Origin of the sequence: Algibacillus agarilyticus (genome assembly GCF_003286125.1) — a bacterium.
GTDB lineage: Bacteria > Pseudomonadota > Gammaproteobacteria > Enterobacterales > Alteromonadaceae > Algibacillus > Algibacillus agarilyticus.
Map to the genome: position 1 here is coordinate 23,402 of NZ_QMED01000002.1, position 12,670 is coordinate 36,071.

9 protein-coding genes are annotated in these 12,670 nt (G+C 37.8%); 2 read left to right on the forward strand and 7 right to left on the reverse strand.

Going from position 1 to position 12,670, the window contains the following annotated elements:
- Window positions 1–14: 14 nt before the first annotated feature.
- From DPX34_RS02155 to DPX34_RS02185, 7 genes are all read right to left on the reverse strand, one after another.
- Window positions 15–1,835, reverse strand: a complete 1,821-nt coding sequence (locus DPX34_RS02155; protein ID WP_157964594.1) for a DUF885 domain-containing protein — start codon at window positions 1,833–1,835, stop codon at window positions 15–17.
- A gap of 444 nt (window positions 1,836–2,279) precedes the next feature.
- Window positions 2,280–2,873 (reverse strand): YjaG family protein, encoded by a 594-nt coding sequence (locus DPX34_RS02160; RefSeq protein WP_111976769.1) that lies wholly within the window; start codon window positions 2,871–2,873, stop codon window positions 2,280–2,282.
- A 9-nt stretch (window positions 2,874–2,882) separates the two neighbouring features.
- Window positions 2,883–3,239, reverse strand: coding sequence for a putative signal transducing protein (locus DPX34_RS02165; RefSeq protein WP_111976770.1), 357 nt, complete (start codon window positions 3,237–3,239; stop codon window positions 2,883–2,885).
- Window positions 3,205–5,214 carry a hypothetical protein gene (locus tag DPX34_RS02170; protein ID WP_111976771.1) on the reverse strand — a complete coding sequence of 670 codons (2,010 nt, stop codon included), beginning with the start codon at window positions 5,212–5,214 and terminating at the stop codon, window positions 3,205–3,207. The genes DPX34_RS02165 and DPX34_RS02170 overlap by 35 nt, the downstream gene beginning before the upstream one ends.
- 199 nt (window positions 5,215–5,413) lie before the next feature.
- On the reverse strand, window positions 5,414–5,893 hold the full coding sequence (locus DPX34_RS02175; RefSeq protein WP_111976772.1) for a DUF2489 domain-containing protein: 480 nt from the start codon (window positions 5,891–5,893) through the stop codon (window positions 5,414–5,416).
- Window positions 5,893–6,453: a Der GTPase-activating protein YihI gene (gene yihI / locus DPX34_RS02180; RefSeq protein ID WP_111976773.1), complete on the reverse strand. Its 561-nt coding sequence runs from the start codon at window positions 6,451–6,453 to the stop codon at window positions 5,893–5,895. The genes DPX34_RS02175 and yihI overlap by 1 nt, the downstream gene beginning before the upstream one ends.
- A gap of 829 nt (window positions 6,454–7,282) precedes the next feature.
- Complete coding sequence (locus tag DPX34_RS02185) at window positions 7,283–7,903, reverse strand: c-type cytochrome (protein ID WP_111976774.1); 621 nt, start codon at window positions 7,901–7,903, stop codon at window positions 7,283–7,285.
- A gap of 401 nt (window positions 7,904–8,304) precedes the next feature.
- On the opposite strand from DPX34_RS02185, the gene yihA reads away from it, so the two are divergent.
- Together yihA and DPX34_RS02195 are read left to right on the forward strand one after the other, a co-directional pair.
- Window positions 8,305–8,967: a ribosome biogenesis GTP-binding protein YihA/YsxC gene (gene yihA, locus DPX34_RS02190; RefSeq protein ID WP_111976775.1), complete on the forward strand. Its 663-nt coding sequence runs from the start codon at window positions 8,305–8,307 to the stop codon at window positions 8,965–8,967.
- A gap of 758 nt (window positions 8,968–9,725) precedes the next feature.
- Window positions 9,726–12,620 carry an insulinase family protein gene (locus DPX34_RS02195; RefSeq protein WP_111976776.1) on the forward strand — a complete coding sequence of 965 codons (2,895 nt, stop codon included), beginning with the start codon at window positions 9,726–9,728 and terminating at the stop codon, window positions 12,618–12,620.
- Window positions 12,621–12,670: the final 50 nt, after the last annotated feature.

Sequence of the window (12,670 nt, forward strand, 5' to 3'; positions counted from 1 at the left end):
TATTTCCCTAAACTTTAATGATTAAGTGATCCAGAAGTCGTTAATTTTTGCTGCTGAGCGATCCAGTTACGTATCTTTTTATTAAGTATAGGCATAGGTAACGCACCTGACGATAATATTTGAGCATGAAACCGTTTTAAATTAAAGCGATCACCAAGTATAGTTTTAGCTTCTGCCCTCAATTGCCTAAATACACGTTCCCCCACCTTATAAGCAAGTGCTTGACCCGGTATCGCTAAATAACGCTCAACTTCAGCAATGATATCAGATTCGGCTAACGATGAATTCGCCTTCATATAATTAATCGCTCGTTTTCGAGTCCAACCAAATGCATGCATCCCAGTATCGACAACTAAGCGCATCGCACGCAGCTGCTCATCTGATAAACGCCCATACCACATATAAGGATCCGTAAATAAACCCAATTCATGACCCAAGCTTTCTGCATATAAGGCCCAACCCTCTACAAAAACAGTCGAATACGAAAAACGTCTAAAGCTGGGGACATTTTGCAACTCTTGCTGAATTGATATCTGAAAATGATGACCCGGTGCTGCTTCATGCAAACTTAATGTTTCAAGTAAATATTTAGGCTGTGCTTTTAGATTGAAGGTGTTCACGTAAAAAATACCGGGTCTTGAGCCATCTAGCGAAGGTGGATTATAGCTAGCGCCCGCAGCTGACTGAGCCCGAAAAGCTTCCACGGGTTTGATAATGTATTCAGCCGTAGGAAATAGATCAAATAATTCAGGGATTTTCTGATTAATTTTATACCTAATATTATTGTAAGCCGTAATAACCTCTTGTTCATTATTAAAATAAAATTGCTTATCTTGTTTTAAAAATCGAAAAAAGTGCGCTAGATCGCCTGAAAAACCCACCGATTTTTTAACTTTTCTCATTTCAGACAAAATTCTAGCCACTTCTTGTTTGCCAAATTCATGTAACTCATGCGGTGTACTGTTAAATGAGATATTTTCTTTTATTTTAAATTGATACCAAGCCTGACCATTAGGTAATGCAGAATACCCAATCGTTTTACGCGCATGAGGTAAGTATTCAACTTGTAGAAATTGGTAAAAACGCCGAAAGCTTGGCACAAGCGTATCTCGAATTAAGCGACGATACTCTTGAGTAATGGTTATTTTTTGTAAAGAGGTAAAAGCAGGCGGTATATTTTTAACGGGTTGCCAAAATAAACTATCTTCTACTTTCTCGACAATATGCGTTTTAAATTGAGGTAATAGTTTTTCAACCAAAACTTGGGGGAGCGTAATACCGTTCTTAATGCCTTTTCTCATCTGCTCTATCACACTATCCATGTAACGCACATAACCTTTACTGCGTGTTACAAAGTGATGATAGTCCTTATGGGTTGTAAAAGGTTGTGAGCCATCACCAGAACCTAAAGCAGAAAAATCATTATGCGTGCCATACATTTGATTAATCGCAAGGTGATGATTAGGAAATTGTGAGCGTTCTATCGCCAGCTTTCGTAGATAAATAAAATGCTCGAGTGTTAGCGATTCCTCTAGAGACAATTCTTCGACTGTAATTTGCTCTGCTAATGCTAAAAAGGTTTTTTCTTGGTTGAGGCGTTTTTCTATATTGGTATCCGTTAACGGGGGAATAAATTTATCATTGTAATGATTCACTTCTGAGCTCGTTGCAGCCAAGGGCTCCCAATGTAAATTAGCTTGGTAATAATTTTTTGTGAGTATATCGAGTTGACGTGCGCTTTTATTTTTATCCGCACTCGCTTGTGCAGCTGTAATACAAAAATAAAAAGAACTGAATAGGCAAAATATTAGAACGTTTCTTAAACCAACAACCACGATCGAACCTAGCTAATTTAACGTTATTCAACGTTAGACTATTTTGCATAAAATAAATAGTAGAAACAAAAAATAGGCACAAACGCAGAGAGGGTCTATTTACATTATTTATAGTCAAAGCGATCGGGTTTTATGGGCAGGTTTCTCGTTCCAGACGAAACCTAAGTACTTACATCCATGTCAGCAAAGCAGTCAAAGCTACCGCGTCCTGCTCTCGCCCCTTACCTGCATCCATGCAGGCAAGCTTCGAGACCCCATGAGCATATACTCTACTATGTGATTGGAGCCGCCTAAATGGATTTAGGTGTTAGAACGACGCAGGAGCCAAAGTCGAGAGTAAGCGCTGACAATGAACCCTAAAACCTGAGCGAGAAGACTATAGATTGAACACGATAAAACAGGCTGACTATCCCCAGATGGCTTGGGCGCACATAAAATTAAAATTTATAATTCAATCTCAATACCCAGATTTGAAACCCCTTCAGCTAATGCAAAAGTCTGTAGTGTTCTACATATACTGCTATCAAATTTAGTTATTTTTTCAACTTCATCCAAAAATTCATTCTGTGTTTCAATTTCCCACTGCATATGAGGGTGCTCTAATGCGGCTTTACTATGTTCAACTTCGCCATTCATAATTAACAAACGTTCTACCGTTCCTTGCGAAAGTAATGAAGGATAAGTTACTTCTTTGTTCGCCTCGTCAGCGGGAGTATCCATAATCGCCAATGTCGCAATAATCGCCATACCGGCGTCAACAGCAGCATAAAGGCCGATGCTATCGGATTCACTCGCAACGGGTATTTGCTCTTCAATTTTCTCTTGACGCAACTCTAAATTAATTTTGGTTTTAGCGTCGTAGACTTGTTGCCAAATAACATCCAACGCTTTACGTAATATACTGGCATCGCCTTCTTCGGTGAGTTCAGCATATAAATTATAATTAGGTAACATACGCTCTAATAACATAGCGTTAAAGGCCGTTAATTGGCGACGATTTAAATCTCGGATGCGGGCAAAAGTAGATGGTTTAGACATAAAAAAATTCTATAGAGTAGTGTGTAAGGGATCATGACCGCAGTGCCAGCAAAGGTCAAATGTAGTTGCATTATTTTCGCCACATTGGTGGCAAAACCAATCAAGTGGGTTGTTCTTAAGTGCCTGTTCGTAATGCTTAAGTACCGTTTCAGTCACTTCTTTATCTTCAACTTTAACCATTAACTTAATATAACAAGCATCAATGGGAATTTCACCTACCGCCCCCATCAGTGCTTCTCCGTGTAATTTAGCATCAATACCTTGAGTGGCTAATAATCCCTTGATGCAATGTGCTTGTAGTGTATTTTCAGCCAAATAAGCCTCGACCCATTCAAGAGGTGAGCTGTTGTAATTGTCGTTGGGCATATTCGAATTTCAATCTATATTCTGTCAATTGCTGTTGGCTATCATGTTCTAGTTCAACGTATTGTTGCTCTAATTGATGAATATGATGACGTAAATCACGAATAGTTTCACGAATTCGGTCTTCTTCCTCTTCTTGCTTTTTCGATTTATTCGACACATTGTTACTTAATCGTTGATTTGAATCTTCTAAAAGGTGAATTTTTTCTTCTGCATTGTGCAATTGTTGAGTCAGCTCTTCGATATCTCGGTCAAATACTTTTTGCTGTTTTTTATGTTCTGATTCTTGTTCTTTTAATTGATGATTGAGATCAGCGACTTTGGCCTCTTCACTCACATGAGCCTCTTTCTCTTCACCAAAATGGCGCTCAGCTTGTGTAATTTGCGTATTTAATGCTTTAACTTCATGTTCATGATTTAGAGTCAGTCTATGAATTTCTTGCTCTAATGCATCAATTTTATTGCGATACTGACTATGGCTTGTTGATTGCTGTGATTCTAATTCTGCTAAGGTATCGCTAAGCAAAGTATTTTTCTGCTGCACGTCAGTTAATGCGGTTTGTGATTCACGTTTTAACGCCGTGATACTTTGGTTTAATTGATTAATTTCATCATCTTTAGTCGCTTGAATACGCGTTAACGTTTGATGTTCTTGCTGCAATTGAGTTAGCTGAATACCACTTTCTTTTTCTTGTTTAACCGTTAGCTGAATCTGTTCATTTAATTCGTTAATCTGTTCACGACAATGACTGAGCTCTGTTTGTAAGCTTTGACATTCTTGATCGTAAACGTGTTGTGCGGCTTTAACTTCAGCTTGTAATTGAACTTCTAGTTGCGAGTGTTGCTCTTGTGCATGTTGTAATTGCACTGATAGCTGATTATTTAACGTATTAATCGCTTGAATTTGTTCCTTCAACTCTGACGTTTCAAGGTGTGCTGATTGCTTAAATTGAGACACTTCTTGCTGAAAGGCTAAATATTCGGCGCGATTGTCTTTTAACTCGGCTTGATATTGTTGTTGTGAATGAGTGAGTTGCTCATTCGCTGCAGCTTGCTCTTCAATGGTGTGCTCTAGTTCTAATACTCGATTAGCTAAGTGGTGCTCAGATTGCTCCGCTATTTGAATATTAGCCTGTAAATCAATAACCAATTTATTACTTTCGCTTAGCTCTTCAAGCAACTGTGCGATTCGTTGCTTAGCTTCATCTTGCGAATATTTAAGTTGCTGTGCTTGTTGCTCAGTTAATGCTTTATTTTGTTCGGTTAACTGCTCAAGTTCAATATTTAAGTGTGCAACTTGTTTATTGAGCTCATCTTCATGTCGTTTATATTCAGATATGTACTCATCACTTTTCTGTTGACTAGCACGATATTCATTTAATTCAGCGTCATGTTTATGCTTTAAAGCACTCAACTGTTCAGCTTGCGCTTGTTCAGTCGTATATTGAGCTTGTTTTAAGTCATCTAACTGGTTGGTTAATGTGGTATTTAGCTCTAGTGAGCTGCGCGCTTCTTCTTGCTGCCCGACCAACTCATGTTGCAATTGACTAATACGATCATTTAATTCATCAATGCACTTTTTTTCTTCTTGGTCTTTTTGCTGAAGTTCGGCTATTTGCGCTTGTAAGCCTGTCGCCTCATCCATTAACAAGAGGGTTTTATCTTGCTCTGCTTGCAATTGGTGAGCAAACGAAAGATTGGCTTGCTCAAGTAAGCTCTCAGCTTCACAGTGCAATTGATGTCTTTCATGCGCAATTGATTCACTTAACGTATTCACGAAGGCATCAATTTCTGTTTTGAGTAAACTGGACTGTGTTAACTGCGCTGTAGAGGATTGTATATGTTGCTGCCAAATATGCATGAGTGCAGTGCCATCATCATTGCCCGTTGCGCTCATTAACGCTTGGCGATCAACAATTAAACCTTTCTGTCTTAGCGCCCAGCCAGCATCAATTACTTTAGAATTTAAATCAGACATAACTCTATTATTTTTATTAATATCGATTTAGTTTACCGCTGTAAACTAAAAAACCCTAGCACTAAATTAACATTAAGTTAACATGGTTAGGGTTTATTAAGTATCAATAACAATTAACAGAATAATTGTTTGTTATTAGTACAAGATCTATTTAAATTCCCACTGAATCCTGCACCTTAAAGTGACTTAGGTATAAAGACTAATGCAGGTTAGATTGAAAAGAAGCTAACGTTGCAGCCTCTACCAGCATTTTATCTTTTACGTCAGCTTCTAAATTCCAACGCTTCATATCTTGCTTGCCACGTTCTTTGCTCGTTAAGTCAAGATAAGCTTGATGTGTGGGAAAGTCTTTAATGCCATTAAAGAGCTGATAAAAAGCAGGATAATCAATTGCGTACGCATCATCTTGCCCGGCAAAATTATTTAGCATCGTACAAATACGGATAGCACCTTCTGATAACTCACATTGCTCTTCTTTAATTGCTTTGGCAATCGTTTGCACACTCATTATCAAATGTGCATTTTTAGCTTTTTGTTTGCGCTCTAACTCAATCATAAAGGCCTGCTCTTTTTGCTTCTGGCGCTTTAATAAATATAAAAGTCGCCCTGCATAAAAAGCTAATCCAGCAATGATTAAGCTACCCAGTATAAGTAAAAGAATCATTTGCAAATCACTCACTACCAATCACCTTTACCCTCGGTATTGTTCCATTCATTCAGCAATGCTTCATCTTCATCTAAATCATCAGTTTCAGCAATACCAAGCTTATCCATTAAATCAGTGTATCGTGCGGTCATCTTATTAACTTTTGCTAACTCTTGAGGCGTTAAAGTTTCATCATCGTCATATCGATCAAGTAAATCTTGTAACTCTTGATCCGCTTCAATCTTATCTAGCTCTGTTTGCCATTTAGCGCGTATTTCATCATCATTGATAATATTAATAAGCTTGGCTTTTGGTTTAGCATTAGGCGCTGCTTTTCGTTCGGTCACGGCGGGTTCAGCTTGAACCTTAGCATGCAGGTCAATTGGTTTTTTGCTACCAATACGAGGATCTTTCTGTTCCTCACTAGATAAGCTTTCGTTGAAGGCATTCGCATTATCGTCAATATAACGCGCACCGGCTTGTAAACCTTTACGTTTTTTCTCAAACAAGCGTTTGGCTTTTTCAGGTCTTGGGGCATCTGTTTTACGTACAGCTAATTGCCCACTTTTACGCGACTTTTTTACTCGGCTCATAATAATAACCACTCTTTAAATTTGATGCTATTTTAACTTAGTTTTGAAGAAGAGGCGGTACTAATCTGAAGTTTTCATTAGATTATTTAATGGCGGGCACAAAAAAGGCGACTAAAAGTCGCCTAAAATTTAATTTTCTGTCTCTCGACAGTGAAATATCTATTCCAAATATCCTTTGGTTAGCGTGACTATCCCAGTCAATATTCCCCTATGTTATTTATGCTTCCTTACGATTTTATACATTTTCGGTCATCATGACGCTTTGTTGATCATCCCTGTATTGGTACTAACACACCACCCTTGGCGTTAAATAAACCATCCATGTTAGTTAAACTGCACACCTTGCAGAACAAGTACATCCTGTAATCGGCTTCCTTAACCTGTACATCCCATATTCAATTTTAAATCTCGCTGCATCCAAGCAACGAGATAAACTTTAATAGACTGAGCTAACAACCACAAGCGATGAAATGCATATTAAGGAATACGTTTTTATTGCAACAAAAGCAATAGACTGTTTTATAAGGTTTTTTTAAAGTTAAGTAAATTTAATATACGATTTAACTCACAAAGCAACCAAGTTAATATCGCACAATAATGTGAGATATATCTCACACAAGTATAGTTCAGCACGTAACTTAATTTAACATGGGTAGTTTAATAAACAAAAAGAGGATAATAATACACCGAGGAAGGTATGACGTAATAAAATTAATAAATCAAAACAGGCTAAGCGTAATTAACCAAAAAACGAACAAAGGCTATGTTATGCATAACCTTTGTTATTTATATTTAAGTCATATACCTAAGTCACCTAGGTATATACAGTTTAGTGTAAACCACCTAAATATTGAGACAAGGTATCGATGTCATCATCAGATAATTTTTTAGCAATATCACGCATCATGCCGTTTAAATCATTATCGCGAGAACCATCACGAAACGCTTTTAATTGTGCCGCTAAATAATCAGCATGCTGAAACGATATTTTAGGAAAGCCCGCCAAACTCATACCATCACCACGAGGGCCATGACACGCTGTACAAGCCGTAACGCCACGCTCAGCATCACCACCTGTGTATAACTTTTTACCTTTGGCAATCACATTTTCTGGTGTTGCGCCTGGTTTAGTCTCTTGACTCGAAAAATATGCTGCTAAATCAAGAATATCTTGCTCACTTAACGACATAGACATCGCACCCATCATCGCACTTTTACGACCTTCGCCACCCATTGCAGCCGATTTAAATTCGGTAAGCTGCTTAACTAAATAAGCTTCGCTTTGGCCCGCTAATTTAGGGTTGGCTGGTATCATGCTGTTTCCATCAGCTCCGTGACAAGCTCCGCATGTTACTGATTTTTGTTTTCCTGCCTCGGCATTTCCTGTTGCAGCATTAACATGAGTTGTTAACCCTACTAACAAAGATAAAGCAATAATGATTTTTTTCATGGCTCAAATCTCAATTTAATTTTCAAATTTTTATTTAGATGTTCAATTCAACAAATTGAAAAACCTAACTTACTGGCGATAGCATCAATTAATAAAGGTTTGAATTGATAACACTAAATAAGGCGACTGAATATATCCACCTTGTTTAACGACCTTAATAAGTTGTAGCAGGTATTCTCCGCTTGCCAAATGCTCCGTCACATTTTGGTGGCTATTTTTACACAAAACAGCACAAGACAAAACTCCGAATCGCATGATTATGTGCATCAAAGTGCAGATTTATGTTATTTTTTCATCTTGGTTGACGCATTTTTATAATCCACCCTTCATTAAACGCTTAATTCTGGTTATTAATGTAAAAATGGTTAGACTATGCACATGATTCATTTTGGAAAAAGACTATGATTGCTTTTAATAAAGCTCATTTCACCACGAGCGCACCCGATATAACAAAACTACCACCTGATGTGGGAATAGAAGTGGCTTTTGCGGGTCGTTCAAATGCGGGAAAATCAAGCGCATTAAACACATTAACCCGACAAAAAGGGTTAGCAAGAACCAGTAAAACACCGGGCCGAACTCAGTTAATTAATGTTTTCGATTTAGATGAACACCGCAGATTAATTGATTTACCCGGCTACGGTTACGCAAAAGTACCTGAAGCAATGAAACGTAAATGGCAACACGCATTAGCTGAGTATTTACAAGAACGCACTTGCTTAAAAGGTTTAGTTGTCTTAATGGATATTCGTCATCCGTTAAAAGAGCTTGACCAAGATTTAATTTTTTGGGCGCTAGACTCTAATTTACCTATTTTAGTTTTATTAACTAAAGCGGATAAATTAAAACAAGGCCAGCGTAAACAAGCGCTAATGCAAGTACGAGAAGCCAGTAAAGGCTTTGGGGGCAACATTGAAATTCATGCTTTCTCTTCATTAAAGGGCACAGGTTTACCTGAATTAGAAAGAAAACTTAATGAATGGTACGCAACACTCGATCCAGAAGAAGCATCTGATTTAACCGTCGACAGTGATATAGCTCACACGCCAACTGAAAACTCTTAATATTAAGCGATACCTTGAGTTATCCCCTAGGGCGTGTTTATCTTTTGTGTATGCTTTTGCAGCCGTATTTGCACGGTTTATACAAGGCAGAGCGATTGCGGTGTCGTAATTCTACATAAAAGAGCGATAAAGACTTTATGCTCCTGCAAAGTCACCTTACCCCACATCCATGTGGGGCAACATAGTAGAAATAGGGCAAATGCGCTGCCCTTTGGGTTCAATCCAAAACGTTTTGCTCTTTGTTGTTGGCTTTTGACGTAGAACCACTATGCCATCAAGCCAATGCCGCGATCAAAACGCGTTGGAATTGAACAAAATCGATACGACAAAGATAAACACGCCCAAGTCACTTCAATATGCTCGTTCAGAGCCCTTGAGCGATTTTAATTCTAGGCGTATTAATGCAGGAGTGTAGTCTCCTTTCAAGTTAATACAACACCGAAGTAACATCGCTCAGGGGCTCCGTTCCGGTGGGTTTTAAATTGATTTATGCTGTGTTAAACAGGCTTAATTTAACCCGCTAAACTTGCACCTGTTTGCTGTGCCTAAATCAATTTAAATTCCCACTGAATCCTGCATCTTGAAGTCACTTGGGTATAAAGGGACTCATTTTAAAACGAGTACCACCTCACCTCAGTTTCCCCGACAAAACAATTGCCTAACTTCTACTAAATAAATGACTCATTAATTGCAATATGTAATAAGCTTATTAGAATGCGAGTTGAACTCATTACACTTAAGGGAATAATCACAACTTTATGTTTGCATTAAAAAATCAGCGATGGGCCGCAAAGTTCTTTAGTTTCGCGTTAATTAGCGTATTTATTATTTCATGTAAAACCACAACGCCGAATTACAATACATTTAAATATGCATTGTTTATTCCGGGGGCGGTCGATAAAAGCCCTTCCGATTATCGAGATTACGATACATTCAATTTAGCAAATGGCCTCGAAGTCATTGTGATATCTGACCCCAACGTTTCTGATTCAGTGGCAACGTTAACGGTGGGAGCAGGTTATTACCAAGATCCAGAAACACTGCCAGGCTTAGCACATTACTTAGAGCATATGGTGTGGTCTAGCTCTAAGAAGTATCCACAAACAAATGGTTTTCAACAATTAATGGCTGAAAATAATGGCTATACCAATGCTTACACGTTGAATAACCAAACTCAGTATTTGTTTTCAATAACCGAAAATAAATTTGAACTCGCCTTAGATATGTTCAGCTCTGCCATAGCGTCACCTCTTTTAGATCCAACTGATAGCGACAAAGAAAGAACAGCGATAAATGAAGAGTGGCGCAGAATGAAAGAAAACGACAGTTTTTCAATAAGTCGAGTGAATGCCTTAACAACAAACCCACAACATCCTAATCACAAATTTGGTGGCGGCAATTTAGCGACACTCCAAGATACACAAGAACAAACTTTACAAGATGCCATGCAAGCATTTCATCAACAGTATTATTCAGCCAATATAATGAAACTCGTGATCGCGAGTAAGCAAGATACTGCCACATTAAAAAGCATGGTAGAAAAATACTTTAATCAGATAGAAAACAAGCAGATTGAGAAGCCGACCGTTAAATCAACACTTTATTTACCCAGTGACTTAACTCAGCATATTCACGTTAAAACAAAAATAAAAGGTCAACGGTTAGGTTTACAATTCCCGATGGCTAACAACACAAGTCGCTGGCAAAACAAATCAAATTTATATATTTATCGGTTATTGAACTCTGAAGAGCCAGACAGCTTAAAACACACACTTAAAACAGCGGGATTAATCGTTAACATGGGCACCTACCTTGATCCTAGCCGTTACGATAATAGTGGTGAGTTTTATTTTGATATTGAATTAACAGAAAAAGGAGCAGAACAAAAAGATACGATTATTGCCGCTGTTTTTAATTATGTGACCTTAATCAAGCAGCAAGGCATTCAAACGGCTTATTACAAGCAAATGAAAAAAACAATACACAAAAGTTGGCGTCAATCGGCTCCCCCCGCCATTTTCGATTTGGTTTATCATATGGCAATCGCCATGCAAACATACCCAGCTAAACATGTATTAACTCAGAGTCAAGTTGCATTAAATTTTGCACCAAAAGAAATAGAACAAATTTTATCGGCGATAACACCACAAAACATGCGGGTTTGGCATTTAACACCGGATAGCAAAGCCGATAAACCGATTCAATATGCCGATGGCTTATACAATCAAACCCCTTTTACAGCAGCTGATTACAACGCATGGCAATCAACATCATTTACGATGCAGTTACCACCAACAGAATATAGTGCCGTTGTAGCTGAAAATGTAGCGATACAAGAAAACATTAACCACCCCATAAAATTAGAAACACAAGCAAGTACTGAAGCTTGGTTAATGAATAGCCAACACTTTACCGATACATCGGGCATTTTGCGCATACAAATACAAACACCAGACAGCTTAAAAAACGTGAAGCATTTTGTGATGTCGCATTTAATTAACAATATATATAGCCGAAAGAATGCAGCATTAAGAAGCCGTTCGGCCGAACAATATCAAGTTGAACTTTATGATAGCTCTAACGCATTTGGCATGACAGAATTAACCTTTGTTAATGAAACCCAATATCATGCTAGCTATGCTAAAGACTTAATCCAGCGGTATATTAATTTAGAGATCACCGCTGATGATATTGCGATTGAAATAAAAGCGTATGTCGACTCATTAGAAAGTTATGATAAAAGTACACCAGAACAATTATTATATGACGAGCTCTATACCGCGATAAAAATGCCTCCATTACTTTGGAGCAATGAGCAACGCTTAGCGGCGCTAGCCGACATAAAATTAGACGATGTTAAAACCTTACATCAAAAAATGCTTAAGCATAATTATATTTATGCGTTTGCATTTGGGCATTACCAACCTAAAAACATTAGCAACGTGATAGACACACTTAGAACAGAATTAGGTACAAGTTCGCTAACTGAAAAATGGCAATTCAAGAGTGCATTTCAATTTAACCATCATGACACACTCAATATAAAGACAGAGATAAAAGCCGCAGATGTAGGCATTATTAATGGCTATGTTTTAAAAGAAAAATCGCTTATCAGCGAAATGCAGCTTTACGTATTAAACCAATTATTAAGTCAAAGTTTGTATTCAGAATTAAGAACCAAACAACAAATGGGTTATGCCGTTTATAGCCATCCGACTAAATTACACGGTTATCCTGCTATTAATTTATTAGTGCAGAGTGGCAACACCAGCTTACCTAATATCAAACGAGCGTTTGATGAATTTTTGCCATTTTTTGCCCAAGAATTAGCGTCTACACCTGATAATGTTATTCAACAAATTACCAGTGCCATGATAGCCAATGCGAATGAGCGCCCTAATAATTTACTTGCTGAAGCATCAAAATTTGAAAATGACTGGTTTCACCACAAAGTCGCATTTGACAGCTATCAAACACAGTTAGCCGCGCTTGCCAAAATTGATAAAACCGCTTTAATCGAGCTATTTAATCGTGTATTTATTAATGGTGAAAGTCATCACTTAATCATTCAAGTTAAAGGCAATGAATTTAAAGATAGTGACTTTTATCAGTCGAATGGAAAAGGAAGTACGAACAATACAAATGCTAAATAATAACTAAAATAACATTCTAATCACGACAAGGCAGCGGGTTTACCTGCTTT